The sequence below is a fragment of the Amycolatopsis sp. NPDC051716 genome (assembly GCF_040681595.1).
Lineage (GTDB): Bacteria > Actinomycetota > Actinomycetes > Mycobacteriales > Pseudonocardiaceae > Amycolatopsis.
The window spans coordinates 55162-74513 of record NZ_JBFAZA010000022.1 but is presented as its reverse complement, the minus strand read 5'-3'; the positions used below and the strand labels follow the sequence as shown (position 1 = coordinate 74513).

Annotated in this window: 15 protein-coding genes and 1 pseudogene; 7 read left to right on the top strand and 9 right to left on the bottom strand. The window is 71.2% G+C overall.

Annotation, left to right across the window (positions count from 1 at the left end; all coding sequences use genetic code 11):
• Window positions 1–9 precede the first annotated feature (9 nt).
• A complete protein-coding gene (locus AB0M30_RS28445) occupies window positions 10–633 on the top strand; it encodes a TetR/AcrR family transcriptional regulator (protein ID WP_364589521.1) in 624 nt (207 codons plus the stop codon).
• 6 nt (window positions 634–639) lie between these two features.
• On the opposite strand, the gene AB0M30_RS28440 is transcribed toward AB0M30_RS28445, so the two are convergent.
• Together AB0M30_RS28440 and AB0M30_RS28435 are read right to left on the bottom strand one after the other, a co-directional pair.
• Window positions 640–804, bottom strand: coding sequence for a hypothetical protein (locus tag AB0M30_RS28440; RefSeq protein ID WP_364589518.1), 165 nt, complete (start codon window positions 802–804; stop codon window positions 640–642).
• A gap of 419 nt (window positions 805–1223) precedes the next feature.
• On the bottom strand, window positions 1224–1805 hold the full coding sequence (locus tag AB0M30_RS28435; RefSeq protein ID WP_364589516.1) for a helix-turn-helix transcriptional regulator: 582 nt from the start codon (window positions 1803–1805) through the stop codon (window positions 1224–1226).
• Between the two features lie 226 nt (window positions 1806–2031).
• Here AB0M30_RS28435 and AB0M30_RS28430 point away from each other — a divergent pair, with 226 nt between their 5' ends.
• Window positions 2032–3012, top strand: a complete 981-nt coding sequence (locus tag AB0M30_RS28430; protein WP_364589513.1) for a hypothetical protein — start codon at window positions 2032–2034, stop codon at window positions 3010–3012.
• 190 nt (window positions 3013–3202) lie between these two features.
• Window positions 3203–4045, top strand: a complete 843-nt coding sequence (locus tag AB0M30_RS28425; RefSeq protein ID WP_364589510.1) for an ion transporter — start codon at window positions 3203–3205, stop codon at window positions 4043–4045.
• Here the strand turns inward: AB0M30_RS28425 and AB0M30_RS28420 are convergent.
• Entirely contained in the window at window positions 4034–4735 is a 702-nt protein-coding gene (locus AB0M30_RS28420; protein WP_364589507.1) for a TioE family transcriptional regulator, read from the bottom strand. The two genes, AB0M30_RS28425 and AB0M30_RS28420, sit on opposite strands and share 12 nt — an antisense overlap.
• Before the next feature lie 17 nt (window positions 4736–4752).
• On the opposite strand from AB0M30_RS28420, the gene AB0M30_RS28415 reads away from it, so the two are divergent.
• Entirely contained in the window at window positions 4753–5730 is a 978-nt protein-coding gene (locus tag AB0M30_RS28415; protein ID WP_364589504.1) for an erythromycin esterase family protein, read from the top strand.
• A 57-nt stretch (window positions 5731–5787) separates the two neighbouring features.
• Here AB0M30_RS28415 and AB0M30_RS28410 read toward each other — a convergent pair whose 3' ends face one another.
• On the bottom strand, window positions 5788–8115 hold the full coding sequence (locus AB0M30_RS28410; protein ID WP_364589501.1) for a chitobiase/beta-hexosaminidase C-terminal domain-containing protein: 2328 nt from the start codon (window positions 8113–8115) through the stop codon (window positions 5788–5790).
• 267 nt (window positions 8116–8382) lie between these two features.
• Between AB0M30_RS28410 and AB0M30_RS28405 the strand changes: the two genes are divergently transcribed.
• Window positions 8383–9612: a peptidase S8 gene (locus AB0M30_RS28405; protein WP_364589498.1), complete on the top strand. Its 1230-nt coding sequence runs from the start codon at window positions 8383–8385 to the stop codon at window positions 9610–9612.
• On the opposite strand, the gene AB0M30_RS28400 is transcribed toward AB0M30_RS28405, so the two are convergent.
• Window positions 9601–10764: a DUF2716 domain-containing protein gene (locus AB0M30_RS28400; RefSeq protein ID WP_364589495.1), complete on the bottom strand. Its 1164-nt coding sequence runs from the start codon at window positions 10762–10764 to the stop codon at window positions 9601–9603. The two genes, AB0M30_RS28405 and AB0M30_RS28400, sit on opposite strands and share 12 nt — an antisense overlap.
• A gap of 77 nt (window positions 10765–10841) precedes the next feature.
• Here AB0M30_RS28400 and AB0M30_RS28395 point away from each other — a divergent pair, with 77 nt between their 5' ends.
• Complete coding sequence (locus AB0M30_RS28395; RefSeq protein ID WP_103343639.1) at window positions 10842–11465, top strand: hypothetical protein; 624 nt, start codon at window positions 10842–10844, stop codon at window positions 11463–11465.
• Here AB0M30_RS28395 and AB0M30_RS28390 read toward each other — a convergent pair.
• The 3 genes and pseudogenes from AB0M30_RS28390 to AB0M30_RS28380 all read right to left on the bottom strand — a co-directional run bounded on the left by AB0M30_RS28390 (window position 11454) and on the right by AB0M30_RS28380 (window position 15063).
• Window positions 11454–14264 carry an alpha-L-fucosidase gene (locus AB0M30_RS28390; RefSeq protein WP_364589492.1) on the bottom strand — a complete coding sequence of 937 codons (2811 nt, stop codon included), beginning with the start codon at window positions 14262–14264 and terminating at the stop codon, window positions 11454–11456. The genes AB0M30_RS28395 and AB0M30_RS28390 overlap by 12 nt on opposite strands.
• 174 nt (window positions 14265–14438) lie before the next feature.
• Window positions 14439–14581: pseudogene (locus AB0M30_RS28385) on the bottom strand (3-oxoacyl-ACP reductase); the annotation flags it as partial.
• A gap of 83 nt (window positions 14582–14664) precedes the next feature.
• A complete protein-coding gene (locus AB0M30_RS28380) occupies window positions 14665–15063 on the bottom strand; it encodes a carboxymuconolactone decarboxylase family protein (protein ID WP_360164161.1) in 399 nt (132 codons plus the stop codon).
• Between the two features lie 143 nt (window positions 15064–15206).
• On the opposite strand from AB0M30_RS28380, the gene sigJ reads away from it, so the two are divergent.
• On the top strand, window positions 15207–16088 hold the full coding sequence (gene sigJ, locus AB0M30_RS28375) for an RNA polymerase sigma factor SigJ (protein WP_364589489.1): 882 nt from the start codon (window positions 15207–15209) through the stop codon (window positions 16086–16088).
• Here the strand turns inward: sigJ and AB0M30_RS28370 are convergent.
• Complete coding sequence (locus AB0M30_RS28370; RefSeq protein WP_364589486.1) at window positions 16057–19158, bottom strand: SpvB/TcaC N-terminal domain-containing protein; 3102 nt, start codon at window positions 19156–19158, stop codon at window positions 16057–16059. The two genes, sigJ and AB0M30_RS28370, sit on opposite strands and share 32 nt — an antisense overlap.
• Between the last annotated feature and the right edge of the window lie 194 nt (window positions 19159–19352).

Here is a 19352-nt window from a genome sequence, read left to right as displayed (position 1 = left end):
AGTCGCGGCGTGACCGCGTCGAAGCCCCGCCGTTCGCCGAAGCCCCAGGAACGCCAACGGGATCCGGAGCGCACCCGCCGGCTGATCCTGGAGGCGGCGGGCGCGGAGTTCGCGGCGAAGGGCTACGCCGGAGCGCGGATCGCGGCGATCGCGGCGCGGGCCGGGGTGAACCAGCAGCTGATCTCGTACTACTTCGACGGCAAAGAAGGCCTGTACCGTGCGATGTCGGAGGAGTGGGGGGAGCGGCAGAGCGAGCTGATGGCCCCGGACCTGCCACTGTCCGAACAGGTGCGCCGGATGGCGCTGGAGGCGCTGGCGAGCCGCGACGGCGTCCGGCTGCTGGCGTGGTCGGGCCTGGAGTACGAGGGCCCGGACACCGACCCGGACCACACGCCGCGCACGCAGCGCCTGGCGGGGTCGGTGGCGCAGATCGCGGCGCTGAAGGCCGAGGGCCGCCTGCCGGAGTGGGTCGACCCGGAGTGCCTGACGGTGCTGCTGATGGCGGCCGCGATGGCCCCGGTGACGTTGCCGCACGTGGTCGACGGACTGACCGGCACCGACGGGGACTCGCCCGAGTTCGTCCGGCGCTACGCCGACCAGCTGGCCCGGCTGGTGGAGCACCTGGGGCCGTGACGGCCGTCAGTGCGTGACGGGTTCCGCGGTGGCGGGAGACCCGGCCGGCCCGAAGCCGGGCGTGCTCGCCGGCGCGGCAGGCCCGGCGAGCGCCAGCCCGGCGACCAGCGCGAGCAGGACGATGACCAGGGCCGTGCGGACGAGGGCGGAAACGGAACAGACGACCACCATGGCAGGCTCCTCGGAATTCCCCGGCGAACGGGAGGCGATGGATTCCGCGGCCTCCGCGAAATCCGGTTCGCTTTGATGGTGCGCTCCGGAAGCGGTGCGCGAAAAGCCGTTTCCCGTTGCCTGCCAAGGCTTTCCGGGGAAACCCGGCCGGTGACAGGGACCGCCGGCCGAGTACTGCTGCTGCCCCGTCTGCGGAACTCAATGCGTAGTCATGATGACCTCACCACGGTTTCGGCTTCCCCGCCGTTGATCGCCGCGCGAGGTGCCTTCGCTACCGCGATGGCGGCCGTGGCCGGTAAGTGTCCTGCTTTTGACCCGTTTCCGGTGTCCCGGGCGGGCCACCCGCCCGTCATTCCGCGAAGGCAAGCCGGTTCCGGTACGCGGCCGCCTCCGCCCACCACCGCTCCGCCTCCGGCCGGTCAGCGCGCGGGCCCGCTCGCACTCGCTTCCCGCGTCGTCGGCCACTTCGGCCGCCCGCCGGTAACCGCGCGCGGCTTCGTCCCAGCCGGCGCGGAAGTGTCGGCGAACCGGCCCAAGACCACTGAAGCGAGCGCGATACCGCGCAGCGTGATCACCACCTTCCGGGTGCGCCCCCGGTCCGGCCGGCGGGAAGAGGCAGCCGTCCGGGGAGGCGTCCGCGACCCGCCGGGCGGCGGCGACGGCCAGTGCCGTCTTGCCGGCGCCCGCCCTCCCGTGCACCACGCCGACCCGGGCGTCGGCCGGCCGAGGAGCAGTGCGGAAAGCGCTTCGAGTTCGGTTTCGCGGCCGGCGAAGTACCGGCCGGTGTCGGGCAGCCCGGCGATGCCGCCGGCGCTGCGGCGCGCGGGGAATGCCGATTCCGGGATCAGGGCGAGCAGTTCTCCGCCGGCACCCAGTGCCCGGTCGCAGGCCACGGGGAGGTCCCGGTTCGCGCGGACCTTGCCGTTCTCCGCTTTGCTGAGGTAGCCCTTGGTGAAATGGACGGACTCGGCGAGTCCGGTCAACGACATGCCGTCCGACATCCGTCGACGCTTCAATTCCACTCCAAAGTCCGGCCTGGCTCGATCATCCTGTAATCGGCGAACGGGGGGAAGGTTCCCCTTTCCGGATCACTGTCACCGCGGTTTCCCGCGGTGACTTCCTTGGTTGCCGGAGTATTCCGGAAACGGCCGGAAACGGATGACGGCGTCGTCCGGTGCGGAGAAGGTGAGTAGACTTCCCCGCAACGACCAAGACGGAGGTGACGGCTTGGCTCAGGAGGCGGCCGAAGCGAAGATCAACGCTCTCTCAGTGGAGCTGAAACTGCTCCGCAAAGGGCTGGGCATCCAAGCGAAGACGCTGCCTGGGCTCGTCGGCGAACAGTTGCGCGAAGTGTGCGGTGTGCACGAAGACGACACCCCGGGAACGGTGCGCGGCAAGGTCGTGGAAACGCTTCGCCGGTTGATCGAAACGCTGCCCGAATCGCACCGCCGGACGGCGCGGATCGTCCTGGGCTTCGGCACCGGCGCGAACGAGCGCTATACCCAGCGCCTCGAACTGCTGGGCACGGGAGCCGACCGGAACGTGCGCACGATGCAGCGCCGCGCCGACGACGTCATCTACCTGATCGCCGAGGCCGCGTACGGGGCACCGTCGCCGTACGGGGTCGCCGCCACCAGCGAAGACGGCCCTTGGCACACGTCGGCCCTGGCGGTCCGGCTGACCTTGACGGGTGCGGCCGCCGAGGTCTTCGAGACCCGCCGGGTGGTCAGCCACGTCGCCGGGCTCGCCGACGTCGAACACGCGATCTCCCTCGCCCGGCCCGCCAGCACCACCGGCCAGCCGGACCTCTCGGGGCTCGGCATCGACGTCGTCGCCGGCGGCGAGGTGCATTTCGTGCGGATGGTCAGCTCGTCCCGGGTCGCCTTCAGCCTGCGGCCGCCGCAGCCGCTGGACGCCGGCGACGAGCACGAGTTCTTCTTCCGCATCCGGGTGGCCGAGCTGCCTTCGCCGTTCTACTGCTGCACGCCGGAATTCCCGTGCGAGAGCTTCGACCTCAACGTCCGGTTCGACCGGCGGCGGCCACCGCAGCGCGTCTGGCGCATCGACGGTGAATTCTCGAAGGACGCCCAGGACCCGCTGGCCGCGCGCAAGCCGCTCTTCCTCGACAACGCGGGCGAAGTGCACACCGGTTTCCGCGAGCTGCGGCCCGCGAGGTCCTACGGCATGGGCTGGCAGCCCGCTTCTTGAGCCACCAGCCGCCGCGTCCCTGGGAGCCGGAGCGAACAGCCGGCTGTGCGGTGTGCGCCCCATGCTCCTCCTCGCCGTGACCGCCACTGTCCACGATGCCGTATCGAGCCGGGACGGAACACGACAAAAAGGCGACAGTTAGTACCAAGTCCGAACGGGCTGATCAGCGGTGTCCGTGCCATCATCGGGCATGGTCACCAGTGAACCCGAGCTCAACAGCGGGGTGCTGCCCGGAAACGTGCGTGCCGACGACTGGATCATGCTCGTGCTCGCCGCCGGGTCGGTCGGGTTGCTGGGGTTCATGGTGCTCAGCCCGCCCGCGCGCGAGGCCGGGCTCGTCATCTTCTACGTCGACTGCGGGATCTGCGGGATCTTCCTGCTCGAGTTCCTGTGGCGGTGGCGGAAACGGCGGTGGGCCAGGAAGTTCCTTGTGCGCAACTGGTACGAGCTGTTCGCCATGATCCCGGTCGCGCACCCCGCCATGGCCGCGCACAAGTTCGTCAGCGTCGTGCTGCTGCTCGTGCGGATCGGGCGGGCCGCGGACCGGGCCGTCGGCGAGCAGTTCACCTACCGGCTCGTCGACAAGCTCTCCGAGCCGATCGTCAAGGCGATCAAGAAGCCGGTGACGATCGCGGTGCTCGACGAGGTCGTCAAGGTGCTGGAAACGGGCAACTATCCGGAGAACCTGGCCAAGTCGCTCGGGGCGCACAAGGACGAGCTGCGCTCGATCATCGCCGAGAAGATCGCCGCGGACCCGCAGCTCGGCAAGCTCAAGCGGCTGCCGTTCCACGACGAGATCGTGCGCGCCTGCGTCGACACGTCGTTCCGGGTGCTGCTCGAAGTCCTCCTCGACCCGCGGATCGACGACTTCTTCTCCGCCGTGGTCCGGGAGAACCGCGAGCAGATCCGGCTGGCCGTGCAGCTCGGGCTCAACGACGTCGACGACGAGGACGAGGAGAAAGCGCTGCCGGTGCGAACCCAGCGTTCGGCCGCGCACGAATACGACCGGCTGCATCCGGGCTCACGACCGTGACACGAGGTACGCGTTGAGCCGGCCGGCTGCGTCGAGCATCGCCAGGCCGCGGGCGGTCAGCCGGTCTTGCCAGGTTTCGAGCGCCTCGGCCAGCGGCTCCGTGCCGCCCGCGGTGCGGACCTGCTCGACCACCGTTGCGATGCGGGCCAGCGGGTAGCCGCCGCGGCGGAGCAGGTGGGTCAGTTCCGCGTCCCGGATGTCGGCCGCCTGGTAGAGCCGGTGGCCGGTCGCGCGGTTCCGCGAAGGCACCAGGATGCCCGCGCGTTCCCACGCCCGCACGGTTGCCGCCGTGACGCCGAGGCGGTGCGCGACTTCGCCGATCGACCAGCCGGCCGGGGCCGGCTCGGGGGCCGGACCGGTCGTCAGGTGCCCGATCGCCTTGCGGACCGTGTTGAGGGTTTCGCGGTCGCGGAGCAGCAGCTCGTGGCCGCGATCGACGAGGGTCAGCGCGCGGCCGACGTCGTCGTCGTGGACGGCGTGCATGATCCCGCCGGCCGTCGCGTGGCCGTACGCCGAGACCAGCGCCAGGAACGCACGCAGGGCCGAGGCGTGGACCTCGGTGTAGATCCGGTAGCCGCTGGCCGTGCGGGCGGCCGGCGGGAGGAAGCCGTCGCGCTCGTAGTTGCGGACCGCCTGCGTGGAGAGGCCGTGCTCGCGGGCGAGGTCGGCCGGTCTCAATCGGGTCTTCAAGGATACGATTCAACCACATGGACATCACGGACTTCACCGCCGAACTGCTCGCGTTCGGGGAGCCGACGCACTTCGAACCGGCCTTCGCGCGGATCCGCAACGAGCTGTTCGCGCGGCTCGCCGAGCACGGCTTCCGGGCGATCGCTCTGGAGACCGACCGCGTCGCCGCGCTCGACGGCGGGTTCTCGCACGACTTCGGCGAAGTGCCCGCCAACCGGCGGCTGCTCGACTGGCTGCGCGAGTACAACGAGACCGCCGGCGAACCGCTGACCTTCCACGGCTTCGACGCCCCGACGGAGATGTTCAGCGCGCCCAGCCCGCGTCGCTACCTCGAACACGCCCGCGACCACCTGGGCCTCGACGTCGACATCGCGTCGCTGACCGGCGACGACGAACGGTGGAGCCGGTCCGAAGCGATCCTCGACCCGGCCGCGTCGCCCGGTGCGTCACCCGAGGCCCGCGAGCTGCGGGTCATCGCGGACGACCTGCTCATGGCCCTCGACGCCCGCGTCGAGACGACGTCACAAGCCGAATGGAACCGCGCGCGGATCCACGCGACCGCCGGGCTCGATCTGCTGCGCTACCACGCGGCGTCGGCGCTGCCCGGCGACCGGGACACCAGGATCGCCCGCCTCTCGCGCGCCCGGGCGGTCATCATGGCCCGGAACCTCCTGGACATCCACGGTTCGCAGCCCGGCCGGACCCTGGTGTTCGCGCACAACGCCCACCTGGGCTCCGGCGCGGGGGCGATCGTCGCGGCGCGGCTCGGCGACCGGTACGCCTTCATCGCCGGCAGCCTCGGCCACAGCGAAGCCCTCGGCCTCGGCGAGCCGGCCGCGGACACCTACGAAGGCCGCCTGCAACGCGAAACGACGACCTGGAGGCTGACCACCGAAATCCCGGCCGGCCGCACCCGGGACGACGCCGACCACCGGTACGCGCCGCTCACCCGGGAACTGCTCGAAAACGTCGGCGCGGTCCTGCACGTCGCTTGAAAAAAGGCGGCCCCCGCACCGGGTCGGGTCCGGTGCGGGGGCCGTCGTTCACCCGGGTTACGGGTAGTTCACCACGTTGACCGGCACCGTGCCCGAAGGCGTGACGCCGCCGGTGTCGTTGATGACGTGCGTGATCGTGCCGCGGTAGTTGAGCGACACCGTCAGCAGGCTGTGGAACCGGACGCCGCTGTTGTTCGGCACCTCGAACGCGTGGTAGCTGGACACCGCCGGGTTCGTGTCGAAGAAGCAGTAGCTGCCGAGACCCCAGGCCTCATGGGACGTCACGTTCGCCCCGACCTTGTACGCGGCATACCCGGCGACACCCGAGGGAGCGTTCCACGACGCCTGGTTCGGCACGTCGTAGGGCATCTCGTTCTGGAAGAAGATGGTCTTCCCACCCTGGCCGTTCCAGATCACCTGGTACTTCTGGTAGTGCTCGACGAACAGGCCGGTGGCCAGCACGTTCGCCCCGTTCACCACCAGCCCGGTGTCGGCGGTGTTCGTGTTCCAGCCGACCGTGCCCGCGTTGCCGTGGTCGGCCCGCCACGCCCAGATGTGGTCGATGATCGTGTTGGCGCTGTTGACGATCAGGCTGTTCGTGGCCTTGCCGGCGAGCGCGCCGCCGATCCGGAAGAACACGTCCTGGACCGTCGTCGGGTTCGAAGCGTGGGAAGCCGACGAGCCGGACTGGCCGACCGTGAGCAACGCCTGCGAGTTCGTCGTGCCCGCGTCGAAGAGCAGGCCCTTGAGCCGGACGCCGTCCACATCGGACACCTGCATGGCGTTGACGCCGTTGTCGGGCACCAGCGTCGGGTAGCCGATGCCGAGGATCGTCGTGCCGGCCTTGGTCACGTTGAGCGTCTGGTTGAGGTGGTAGACGCCCGGCGTGAAGAACAGGTTGCAGCCCGCGGCGAGCGCGTTGTTGATCGACGAGGCCGTGTCACCGGACTTGACGACGTAGAACTGGCTCATCGGCGCCGACGTGCCCGGGGTGCTGCCGTTCGCCCAGCTCGGGCCGGACGCGTTGGTGCGCAGGGAAGGCAGGAACACGCGGTACTTGCCGGTGCCGTCGACGTAGAGGTAGGGGACGTCACGGGAGACCGGGGTCGTCGCGAGCGTCGTCTCCGGCGGGTTCGGGAACGTGGTCGCCGGCGCGCCGCTGGTGCCGGAGAAGACCATGTTCCACACGCCGCCGTTCCAGCTGCCGAGCGCCGAGTCGCGGGTGTACCACTGCTGCTGCGACACCGACGCGGCCTGGCCGGCCACCTTCGTGTCGGCGATGTAGCCGCCGCTGGCGTAGCCGTAGCTCGCCGGGTACAGCTGCAGCCCGCCGCGGACGTCCATCCGGCGGAACGGCGCGGCCTGCGCGACCGCCCACCGCTCGTTGCCGCCCGAGGGGTTGACCGCCATGTTCTCCGCCGAGCGCCAGAAGTTCTGCAGCGCGACGCCGTTGTCGGAGGCGTTGAAGGCGTCGACCGTGACGTCGCCGTTGATCAGCACGTCGCCGGGGTTCTGGCCGAGGCCAGCCACCGAGGTGTAGAAGCCGACGTTGTCGTGCACGTTGTTGTACGTGCCCGGCTTGAACAGGTGGGCCACGCGCCGGTCCGCCATCTGCGCGGTCAGCGTGTCCTTCTGGTTGTTGAAGTCGGTGTCCAGCTGCGCCTGGATCGTCGCCGCGGACATGCCCGGGTCGAAGATCCGCACGTTCGGCCCGAAGTTCGGGGTGTCGGACTGTGTCGGGCAGCCGGCCTGGGTGCCGATCGTGTAGCTAGCGCTCGACACCGGCGAGGTCGTCGACCCGGACTTGAGCGCGATCGCGTTGACCGTGCGGGAATTCGGGACGCTGATCGGTCCGCTGTAGAGGGTCGAGGACGCCGTCGGCGTCGAGCCGTCCACTGTGTACCGGATGGTGGCGCCCGCGGTGGCGCTGCTGATCGTCACCGTCTGGGCGGCCGAGTAGGTGCCGCCGGGCGGGCTGAACGTCGGCGCGGCGACCGTCGTCGTGCCGCCTCCGCCGACGGTGTAGCTGAAGTGCGGGGTGTCGTACTGCGGGCCGTTCTTCTCGTAGGTGAACCAGTAGTCGAGGACGTTTCCACTGCTCAAGCCGTTGACGGTGGTCCGCCAGGTGCCGGAGCCGTTGGTCATCCGGACGTTCTGCTGGCCGACGCCGGGCACGCCGGTGTAGTGGACGTCCACGTACAGCGCCGGAGTCGTCGGGGTGAAGTTGATCTGCGCCTGCGTCGAGCTCGGCTGCGTGACGCTCTGCGTGTAGTCGTCCGCGGCGAGCGCGGCGGGGGCGGTGAGCCCGGCCGCCACCAGCAGTGCCGAGGCGACGAGCGCGAGCCCCGGGCCGCGTCGTCGTAGCTTGTCCAAGGTCCGGTTCACGCCGTGACACCTCCGCCGTTGGGGATCCACGAGGCAATTTGTTGCCAGTCGCAACAAAGTAGCTCCCGGTCAGCGGTGCTTCGATCACTTTTAGATAACACTTGTCTGGACCAATACGCAAACGAGTGAAGCGGTTCGTCACTCTTCGTCGGATTGCCGCCACTCTGGGCGAATGACTGAACCGAGAAACCATCTTCCGACGGGTGACCTCGATCGTGTGACATGCGACGATCCGCTGCCACCTCGTCCCCTACCGAGGAGTAGGCCATGGCGTCTCCACGGTTGTTCCGGTCCCTCGTCGTCCTCTCCCTGATCGCGGCCCCGGTCACGGTGGCCACTTCCACCGCCGAAGCCGCGCCGCTGCAGAGCGGCGGAGTCGTGAACTTCGGCTGCGCGACCTCCGGCAAGCTGCACTGCCTCGGCAAGGCGGTCCGGTCGCCGAACGGCAACGGCCCGCTGGTCGTCTCGACCCCGGTCGGCTACGGACCCGCCGAGATCCAGGCCGCCTACAGCCTCGGCGGGCTGCACGCGAACGGCCGCACCGTGGCCATTGTGGACGCCCAGGACGCGCCGACCGCGGAAGCCGACCTGGCCAAGTTCCGGTCCGCGCGCGGGCTTTCCCCGTGCACGACGGCCAACGGCTGCTTCAAGAAGGTCAACCAGAACGGCGCGGCGAGCCCGCTGCCGGCGCCCGACTACGGCTGGGCCGAAGAGATCAGCCTCGACCTCGACGCGGTGTCGGCGACCTGCCCGGACTGCCACATCCTGCTGGTGGAAGCCAACTCCCCGGACACCGACCCGCTGATGACGGCGGTCGACACGGCCGCGGCGACGCCCGGCGTGGTGGCGATCTCCAACAGCTACGGCGGTGCCGAGGACTCGACGATCCTCGCCGCGGACGCCCACCTGAACCACCCGGGCATCGCGGTCACGGCGTCCTCGGGTGACTCGGGGTACGGCGTCAGCTGGCCGGCCTCGTCGCCGTACGTCACGGCGGTCGGCGGCACCACGCTGAAGAAGGCGGCCACCACCACCCGCGGCTGGACCGAAACGGCGTGGAGCGGCAGCGGCAGCGGGTGTTCGGCCCTGGAGGCGAAGCCGTCCTGGCAGCACGACACCGGGTGTGCGAAGAGGACGGTCGCGGACGTCTCGGCGGTCGCGGACCCGGCCACCGGGCTCGGCGTCTACGACACCTACAACAGCTGCGGCAGCTCGTCGTGGTGTGACTTCCTGCTGTCGCTGGGCCTGGCCCAGGGTGCGGACGGCTGGGTGCAGGTCGGCGGCACGAGCCTGTCGTCGCCGGTGATCGCGAGCGTGTACGCGCTGGCGGGCAACTCGGTGACGTCGGGGTCGTACCCGTACGCGCACACCAGCGGGCTCTACGACGTCACGTCGGGCTCGAACGGCAGCTGCGGCGGGAGCTACCTCTGCACGGCGGGCGCCGGGTACGACGGGCCGACCGGGCTGGGCACGCCGAACGGCACGTCAGGGTTCTGAGCGCCGGATCGGCTCGCCGAGCGCGGCGGTCAGCTCGGCGTCGATCCGCGTGAGCAGCTCGCCGAAGACGCAGACCGTCGCCTCCCACGGGTGTCCGAAGGTGCCCAGGCGGAGGTCTCGCGTCAGGTAGCTGTGGTAATCGCCGTCCGGGAAGACGGCGCCGGGCCAGTGCGGTCCGGCGCCGCCGACCCGGGCGGGGTCGAAGCGGTAGCCGACGTGCTGCCAGTCGAGCCAGTACAGCTCCTCGCCGGGCTCGACGGACTCGCGAAGTCCCTTGTGGACGATGTCGTACAGCGCGTCCAGCTGGGCGTCGTCGAGGTCACCGACGTGCCAGGTCGCCGAGCCGGCGGGTTCGGTGATGCCGGGGAACTCCCGCGTGTCGGGGCGGAAGGCGAACCGCTCCTCGAAGCGGGACCAGATGTCGTCGTACTCCGGCTCGGAGAACAGCCGGCGAACCGGCCGGGTCCGCGCCGGTTCGCCGGGCGAGCTCAGGTGGTAGCGGGTGACGGTGGTGACCTCGCGCATCCCGGCGGCTTCGAACGCGTCCCGCAGGGCGCCGGTGGCTTCCGCGAGCAGGAACCGCATCCCCAGGTGCGGTCCGGTGAGCCGCCAGTCGTGGGCGGCGAGCGTGGCGGCGAGGCGGGGATCGGTGACCCCGCCGACCGCCATGACTTCCCCGGATCGTTCCAGCCAGGCGGCGCGATCGCCGTCGAGGACGACCGCGGCCGACCGGTCCAAGTAGGCGGAGTCGGCGAGGAACTCCGAGAACGGGCGGCGGTGCGGGCCGGTCTTCGCGGCCAGCTCCGCGACGCGCTGGTGCCCGGTCCAGTCGTGGCCGACCAGGGGGAGTGCCGTGGCGTCCGTCCCGATCGGACAGCGGAGCACGGCACGCTCCGGCTCCGCCGCGAAGCCGGCGGCGAGCAGGGCCTCGGCGAGCCGGGCGTCGCCGTAGACCGGCCAGAGCACCGGCTCGTTGCGGCGCGCGAAGGCATCGACCTGCCGGGCCACCAGCGCTTCGAGGTCGCCCTCGGGCAGCGGCCCGTGACTCACCTCGCCGTGCGTGCCGTAGTGGGTTCGCACCACCGGGCCGTCACGGTCGACCACCGCGCCCACCGGTGGGAGCTGCGGCCGGCCGCTCAACGCTTCTTCCATGCCGTTGATCATCCTCGGTCGGGTGACGTTCGCGCAGCGCATTTTCGCGTCTCCGCGCGCGGGGTAAGGATGTCTGCATGCTGGACACCGAAGTCCTTTCGCGGACGGCCCCGCGGGCGCTCGACGTCGTCACCCCGCTCGGGGACGTGCGGTTCGCCGTCCGCGTCGGCGGCTGGGACGTGCCCGCGAGACCGGAACTGACCTGGGGCCTCGAGTCCGGTGCCCGGCTGTGCCGGTGGCGGCACAGCTCCGTGCGGCTCGACGTCGTGTCCGGGCCCACCGCGTCCGGGCTGCCCGGGATCACCCGCGAAACCACCATCCTCCGGGTGCTGGCCCGGGAGGACGTCGGCGAGTTCGTCGTCCACGCCGAGCTGGCCGGCGCGCCGCACGAGGACCGCATCTGGGAAAGCGCCTTCACCGCTGAGACCGCCGACGCCGCGGTGAGCGTCGGCGGCCCGGGGGCCGAGCTGCTGCGCCGGTGTTCGCGGGCCGGGCAGCACGTGCCGCCGTACTGGTCCCGGCTGGTCGGCGGGGACGCCGTCGAGCGCACCGGGGGTCGGCTCACCTGGCGGCTGCCGCGCATCGACCGCGGCGACTACGCCGAGCTGTGGGTGTCCGTCGCGTGGAGTGCGGCGGGCGGGGACCCGGGCCGCGCCGTCGACATCGACGCGGCCCGGGTGCTGCGGGAGCTAACCCAGTGAAATCCGGTCCAGATCCGGAGCCCCGGCGCGGTCGTTGCCGATCCGGATCGTATTGGCGCCCGCGGTCAGCGACACCGGGACCGAAGTGGTGTACGGGGTGTTGTTCCCGGCGCCGCTGACCTTCACCTCGGCCGGCGCGCCACCGTTCACCGAGACGAAGTACGACCGGTCGCCGTTGACGGTGAAGTCCAGGGACAAGGTGTACTGGCCCGCCGCGGGGACCGTCACGCCGGGGAAGGTCACCGCCGCTCCCGGGCCGATGTTGCGCACCTTCTGCCCGCCCGAGCACGGCGAGCAGCTCGTGACGCCGGCGTCGCCGATGTCGTTCGCCGAGTCCTCCGCCTCCCGCATGAACACCCGGTCCGCGGGCCGCGGCTTCACCTGCACCGGTTTGCTCACCGACTTCGCGCGCCCGAGCGTCCGGAAGGACGCCGTCACCGGGATGCTCACGTCCTGGGCCGCCGGGGCGGTCACCGTCCACGAGCCGCTCAGCACCTGGCCGAGCCCGAGTGCGGACGCCGTCACCGGATCGCCCGACACCGTCCAGCCCGCCGGGACGACCGGGGCCAGCGACACCTGGTCGATCGGGTCGTCGACGTCGAGCCGCAGCGACGCGGTGATCCGGAGCGACTGCTGACCGGGCGAAACCCATTGCACACCGGCGGGTTGCACGGTCAACGTCGTCTTCGGCGTGGACGACTCCGGCGGCATCGGCGCCACCGCGATCCGGTCGAGGTCCGCCGTCCCGGAGACCTTGATCGTGTTGGCGCCCGCGGTCAGCGGCACCGGGATCGCGCCTGGTGCGGTCACCGCGATCGGGGCCGCGCCGTTGACGCTCACCGAGAGCGTGCCCGGTCCCGTCGTGTCGAGCTGCAGCCGGGACGGACCGGTGGCCTGGACGTCGCGGAAGACGACCGCGCCGCGGTCGAGGCCGGTCACCGCGTTCGTGCCCGAGCACGCCTCGCACCACACCGGCGTCGCCTGGCCCTCGAAGCCGTTGCGCCACGACTCCGCTTCCAGCGGCACCTCGCCGCGCGGGTCGGGGTAGCCGTAGGCGACGTCGATCTCGTCGAGCGCCAGCTGCCGGTAGAACGGCTTGGCCTGCGGCCCGGACCAGGTGTTCAGCACCTCGAGCTTCAGGTACCGCGCGTGCACTTCGCCGACGTCGATGAACTGGACGCCGCGGTTGCTGGGCAGGGCGCCGGTGCGCACCGTGCGCCAGGTCTTCCCGTCGTCACTGGCGTGGATCCGGTAGTCCTTGATCCGCGCGGAGTCCTCGGCGCGGCCGAAGGACTCCCGCGCGGAGGTCGGCGACGACTCGCGCTCGTGCACCGCCAGGTAGGCCGTCGACCGCTTCCGGCCCAGGTCCAGCGTCACCGATACCGGCAACTGGCCGCCCGCGTCCCAGTAGTTCAGGTAGCTGCCGTCGACGAGGTTCGCCGCCGGGTGCCCGTCCGCGGAAGCCGACGCGGTCGCCTTGATCGTGCTCTTGTCGTAGAAGTACTGCTGCCCGGCGGTGTCCACTTTGAACACCGTGTCGTAGGTGTCCCAGTTCTGGATGTCCAAAATGGACAGATAACCGCCGGATTGGGCGAACCGCATCGGCTTCCCGGTGCGCAGATCGGACACGCCGGTGATGCGGTAGCCGTTGTCCCGCAGCCGGACCAGGTTCGTCGACGGCCGCGTGACGACGTGCACGTACTGCGTCCGCGCGCCGGGCTTGACGGTGATCACGCCGTGGGCGCCGTCGTTCCAGAAGCCGGGCTGCAGGCCGCCGTACATGTACCCGCCGCCCTGGGTGCCTTCGAGGGACTCCCGGATGGGCTGGGTCCAGGACGCCATGAAGTTGTTGAACGCCTCCTGCTGCGGCGGGAACTTCCCGTTCAGCATGGCGGTTTCGGCCATCAGAGACTTGATCGACGAGCCCGCGTTCGTGATGTACCGGCCGGTGGAGAGCCGGAAGTCGACGGCCTGGTCGCCGCCGCTGTACCACCAGTCGCCGTTGGTCGGCAGCTTGTAGTCGGCCTCGGTGAGCCGCGGCATCGGCGTGTAGACCGCCTGCGGGTAGTCGTAGGACGGCGTCATGCCGGTCTTCTGCTCGTTGCTGACCGTGTCCATGATCGGCGTGTCTTCGTTGTTGTTGCTCAGCAACCAGGACGGCCGCTTCTCGCGGATGTGCTCGTAGAGCCCGTGCTGCTCCCAGTACTCGTTGTCGTTGTCGATCCAGAACCCGGCGAGGCCCGAGTACCGGTCCATCACCTCGTCGAACAGGTCGTAGGAGTACTCGCCGAAGCCGGGCCGGGTGGTGAGGTCGACCTGGTGGCCCTTGTATGCCGAGTAGGCGGCCGAATCGAGGGATTCGTGCCCGGTTTCGTTGTGCCACTGCGGATCGTCGGTCACGTAGAGCATGACCCGCACACCCTTGGCCTGGCCGGCGGCGATCAGTTCGCCGAGGAAGTCACGCTGCGTCGAGCAGCTGCCGGGGATCTTCGACGGCCACGGCCGCGCGTAGCCCAGCCGGCTGTGGAAGGTGGTGAGGACGACGTAGGACGCGCCCAGCTTCTTCGCCTCGTCGATCCAGTAGCCGGGTGTCCAGCCACCGTCGGTGACATCGCGTTCCCAGGCGGCGCAGTCGGTGTGCCGCGGCGCGGTGAACATGCCCCAGTGCAGGAACAGCCCGGCCGTCGAGGCCCGCAGCCAGTCCTGACGCGGGTGGTACAGCTCGGCGTTCGCGGGACTGACCAGGCTCGCCACCAGCGCGACGGCGGCGGCGAGGCAGGCAAGCAGTCGGATTCTCAAGGGACCTCCTCGTCCGAGAGATCCGATGATTAGTTCCTGATATATCGTACGTCAAGGGAAGATGCCGCTCATCGGCACACAATCGTCTGATCTGTCGGCTAGTAAGTGTGAGAGCAATCGCGGACCTGGCAGCACACCAATGTTCCCGGGCTCCGCATCACGCCGTTGTGGCGATCCCCCGTCGAGCGGGACGACGGTGCCCGTCAGGTACGCGCCTGCCTGGCCGGCGAGGAACACGGCGACACCCACCATGTCGTCGTCGCGGCCGCCGCCGCGATCGCCTCACCCAGCTCGTCGCGGGTTGCCGCTATGGATGGCGGCGATGCTGGCTGTGTCGATGATACGTGCGGGATCGACGAGGATGTCGAGACTTGCCGGTCGGATCGGTCTGATCTGTCGGCTACCGTTCCGCGGTCACCGGCAGCAGCCCGCGCTCGCCGAACACCTTCTTGGCCGTGAAGGTCGCGTTCAGCGCCTTCGGGAATCCACAGTAGACAGCGGAGTGCAGGAGCGCCTCGACGATCTCCGCCGGCGTGAGGCCGACGTTGAGCGATGCGTTGACGTGCACTTCCAGCTGCGGCTCGCAGCCGCCGAGGGCGGTGAGCATGCCGAGGGTGACCAGCTGGCGGTCGCGCGGTGCCAGCCCCGGCCGCGAGTAGATCTCCCCGAACCCCCAGGAGACGACGGCCTCGCCCAGCGCGGGGGCGACGTCGGCGAGCGCGTCGATCACCCGCTGCCCGCTCTCGCCGTCGATCTCGGTCAGGGTCTTCAAGCCGCGTTCGAAGCGCTCGTCGGTCATGTCGGGTTCCTTTTCCTCGGCGATCTTGTCTCGACCGACGCTAGGTGCTGGAGCGCGCTCCAGGTCAAACGCGACGGGAGACCTGTCACAAACTTCCGCCCGCGTTCGTCAAGGTGGTGATCGCACCGCGAAAGGACGAACCCGTGAACGAGGAGCTCCTGGCCCGCAGCTTCGAGACGCACCGCGGCCACCTGCGGTCCGTCGCCTACCGGATGCTGGGTTCGCTGAGCGAGGCCGAGGACGCCGTCCAGGAGTCGTGGCTGAAGCTGAGCCGGAGCGACACGGCGGCCGTCGAAAACCTGGGCGGGTGGCTGACCACCGTCGTCGGGCGGGTCTGCCTCGACATGCTGCGGTCGCGCAAGGCCCGGCGCGAGGAGCCGTGGGAAGCGCTGGTGCCCGATCCGATCGTCAGCCGCGAGGACGACGGCCCCGAGCACGAGGTGCTGCTGGCCGACTCGGTCGGTCTCGCGCTGCTGGTCGTGCTCGACACGCTCACCCCGGCCGAGCGGCTGGCGTTCGTGCTGCGGGACATGTTCGCGATGCCGTTCGAGGAGATCGCCCCGGTCGTCGGCCGTTCCGAGGCGGCGACCCGGCAGCTGGCCAGCCGCGCGCGGCGGCGGGTGCAGGGCGCCCCGGTCGCGCCGGACCCGGATCTCGCCCGCCAGCGCGAAGTCGTCGACGCCTTCCTGGCGGCCGCCCGCGGCGGCGACTTCGACGCGCTCGTCTCGGTCCTGGATCCCGACGTCGTGCTGCGCGCCGACCGCGGCGCGGCGCGGGGCGGCTCGACCGAGGTCCGCGGCGCGGCGGCGGTGGCGAACCAGGCGCTGACGTTCTCGCGCCTCGGCGCCGGCGGCGGCGTCGTGCACCGGGCGCTGGTCAACGGCGCGGCGGGCGTGGTCGCGACGCGCGAGGGCCGGCCGTTCTCGGTGCTGGGCTTCACGGTCGCGGGCGGCCGGATCGTCGAGATCGACATCCTCGCCGACCCGGACCGCCTCAGCCGGCTGGACCTGGCGGTGCTGGACTGACCGTGCCGTGCTCGTCGGTCACCAGGGCGATTTCGCCGGCGTCGTCGAAGTGCAGGTACCGCCGCCTGCCGTCCGCGTACTGCCGCACCGCGCCCGCCACCACGACCACCAGCTCGCCGTCTTCGATGGCGTACAGATCATCCGGGGACAGGACTTCGTGGATGCGCGTGCCGTCGGTGACCAGGGTGCGCACCCGCCGGCCGGTGTGGTCGTAGCTGTAGAGCGCGTTGACACCGTCGTCGCCGTGCACCCCGCGCAGCCGGCCGAACGCGTCCCGGATTTCGCTGCCCGGCGGCGTCTCCGGGGCCGCCCCGGAACCGATGTCGCGCACCAGCCCACCCGGGCCGGTGAGCACGTGCTGCCCGCCGGCGAAGTGCTCGCTGACGCCGTTCGCGTAGTGCACCGCGGTGCGGCGGCCGCTCAAGTCGTAGGCGACGGCGTCGACGAACCCGGGCACGCTCACCAGCCGGCCGACCTCGTCGTACTGGTGGTGGACGGTCAGCCGCCCGTCGCCGGCGTCGGGGTAGACCACCTCCGCGACCCGCCCGTCGGCCCGGTGCGCCACGTCCAGCCGGTACTCGACGGCGACGTGCGCCGGGCGCCAGCGCTTCTCGGCCGCGTGGCCGAGCGCGTCGTAGCCGAAGTGGGTCACGCCGCATTCGTCGGCGACGCGCACCAGGCGCCCGCAGCTGTGCGGCCCCGCGCCGAGCGGCGCCGGCAGCCCGCCGTCGTGGTGGGTGAAGGTGGTCACCGGGGTGCCGCGCGGATCGTCGACCAGCACCGCGACCACCCGGCCGGCCGCGTCGTGCACCCGGAACACCGTGTGCCCGTCGCCGGTCCGCGACTCGACCACGTTCCTGGCCGCGTCCCGGACGTGCACCACCCCGTCCGCATCCCGCAGTTCGCGCCCGAGCAGATCGTGCGCGCTGCCCTTCTCGAGGGCGTCGTCACGAGCGTCCGCGCCCAGCGGGCGGCCCAGCGCGTCGTACCGGAACTCCGTGGGCGGGGGCGGCGGATCGCCGTCGCGGAACGCCCGGCTCGTGCGGCACACCAGGCCCCGCGCGCAGTATTCGTGGCGCTCGTCGACGACGTCGCCGAGCAGTTCCGCGTGCCGCCGCTCCAGCAGCCGCCCGGCGCCGTCGCGCAGCTCGGCGGTCACCAGCACCTCCGCCTCGCCGGACACCGCGCGCTGCTCGGTGGTCACCCGCACCGGCCCGCTGTGGTCGTAGCGGTACCGGACGGTCGGCAGGTCCGCCGAGTCGCCCGGCCGCACCACCGTTTCGGGCCGCCCCAGCGGGTCGTGCGTCCAGGTGGTCACCGCCCCCGCCGGATCGGTCACCCGGCACGCCCGCGCGGTGCGGACGTCGTGGCGCGTGATCGTCACGTTCCCCAGCGGGTCCGTGGTCACCTCGGGGAAGCAGTGGTCGGCGGAATACCGGACCTCCCGGGTGTGGCCGAGCGGATCGGTCGTCGTGGTACGCAGCCCGGCGACGGTGCCGAGCCGACCGTGGAACGTCGTGACCCACCAGCCTTCCTCGCCGGGACGGCGGTGGTACCCGTGGTGCCGCAGGTCCGGCGGGCGCGAGCCGTAGACGTCGGCGACGAGCGCGTCGGTGAGCACCAGCTCCTCCCGCGCGGTGCGGAAGCCGTGGGAACCGGCGAAGCCGTCGGGCTCTTCGTCGTACCGGAAGATCTTGTCGGACAGCACTTTCCCGGTGCCGTCGACCTCGCGGACCCGCGCCGGGAGCGCGGTGAACCGGCGTTCGGGGTCGGCCGCGTACTTCGTCCGCGTCTCGCGTACGACCGGCTCGCGGCCGGGCCGTTCGGTCGTCTCCACCTCCCGGGCCGGTTTCCCGGCCGCGTCGAAGGCCGTCTCCTTCGTGGTGACCGAAACCGGGGTCGCCCGGCGCTCGAACACCGTCGTCACCGACCGTGTCCACTGTGGACGCCGGAGGTGCTCGACGCGGCGGTACGGCCGGTCCGCCGCCGGTGAGCCGTCGAGGCCGTAGGTCTCCTCCTTGTCCAGGAGACCCTCGTCGCCGAACCAGCGCACGGTCCGCAGGGTGGGCGCGTACTCGTCGCCGAGGTCGTCCTGGACCACGCGGCCGAAGCCGGGCGGCCGGCTGTCGTGGTACTCGAACTCCGTCACGCCCACGTGGCCGGTGGCCGATTCGCGCAGCGAAACCCGCCGGACCACCGGCACCGACGCGACGGTCGCGTACTCGATCGCGGTCCGCAGCCCCATCCCGTTGTCGATCTCGCACAGCCGTCCGGTGCGGGGCAGGTCGTCGAGGGAGTGGTACGGCACGGCGTCCAGCACGGACACCCCGCCGCCGGCCCGCACTCGCGCGGTCAGCCGGACCCGCCGCGGTGCCGGGGCCGCCACGGAGGCGTAGGCCAGCCGCAAGACCGGCGCGGCGGTTTCGGCGCCGTGGGTGTCGAAGCCGGTGAGCGCCACCGACGTCAGCAGGGACGCGCCGGTGACGTCGTCGGCGTCGTAGCCGAGGGTCCACCGCCGCACGAGCGGCCGGGTCGAAGCGGGCACCCGCAGATCGATCCGCGCGCACCGCAGGGCCGTCGTGACGAGGGCGCCGTCGCGGCCCCGGCGCAGCACGTCCGGCCGCGGCTCGTAGCTGAACTCCACTTCGTACGGGCCGTAGGAGACGCGCGTGAGGTAGGCCTGGCCGCTGTGGTGCGCCCAGCCGAACGTCGCGGTGGTGCCGAACGCGTCCTCGGTGCGGTCGAGGTACCAGGTGGCGCCGTCGCCGGGCCCGAGGAAGTGCCGCAGGCCCGCCTCGGTGGTGAGCAGGAAGCCGTCGCCACGGCGGACGAGCCGGCCCGCCGCCCCGGGCGGCGTGTGCTCGTCCGCCGGCCCGACGTGCGGCAGGGGCAGGGTGAACCCGCCGCCGAACGGGCCGTCCGGTGCGCCGGTCGCGTACCGAAGCGCGAGCGCGGGTGCGCTGCCGCCGGGACCGGGCGGCAGGTCGAGCGGCACCGTGAAGCAGCCGCCACCGGTCGCCGGTTCCGGTGTGAAGGCGGCTTCGTGCGTGCTCGGCCGGAGCACAACCATGGTGATCTCCCCGCATGCTTCCGTGACTTCCGGAGGGCCAAGTGGGTGAGCCGGGGGCGCCAGATACGTCGTCACCCGTTTGCCGTGGCCGTTATGCATTCGTGACGTCGGTGTCGTATCCCAGTGGCGGCCCACGGGTCTTTCCCGGGTGCCGTTGGTGATCAGTGGCGGGGGCAGAGGCAGCAGGAGGGTGG

Coding starts and splice junctions, on each gene's coding strand:
- AB0M30_RS28405 (WP_364589498.1), top strand. CDS start 8,383: ATGGCGTCTCCACGGTTGTTCCGGTCCCTCGTCGTCCTCTCCCTGATC.
- AB0M30_RS28380 (WP_360164161.1), bottom strand. CDS start 15,063: ATGACCGACGAGCGCTTCGAACGCGGCTTGAAGACCCTGACCGAGATC.
- AB0M30_RS28370 (WP_364589486.1), bottom strand. CDS start 19,158: ATGGTTGTGCTCCGGCCGAGCACGCACGAAGCCGCCTTCACACCGGAA.
- AB0M30_RS28435 (WP_364589516.1), bottom strand. CDS start 1,805: ATGTCGGACGGCATGTCGTTGACCGGACTCGCCGAGTCCGTCCATTTC.
- AB0M30_RS28425 (WP_364589510.1), top strand. CDS start 3,203: ATGGTCACCAGTGAACCCGAGCTCAACAGCGGGGTGCTGCCCGGAAAC.
- AB0M30_RS28400 (WP_364589495.1), bottom strand. CDS start 10,764: ATGGAAGAAGCGTTGAGCGGCCGGCCGCAGCTCCCACCGGTGGGCGCG.
- AB0M30_RS28440 (WP_364589518.1), bottom strand. CDS start 804: ATGGTGGTCGTCTGTTCCGTTTCCGCCCTCGTCCGCACGGCCCTGGTC.
- AB0M30_RS28395 (WP_103343639.1), top strand. CDS start 10,842: ATGCTGGACACCGAAGTCCTTTCGCGGACGGCCCCGCGGGCGCTCGAC.
- AB0M30_RS28415 (WP_364589504.1), top strand. CDS start 4,753: ATGGACATCACGGACTTCACCGCCGAACTGCTCGCGTTCGGGGAGCCG.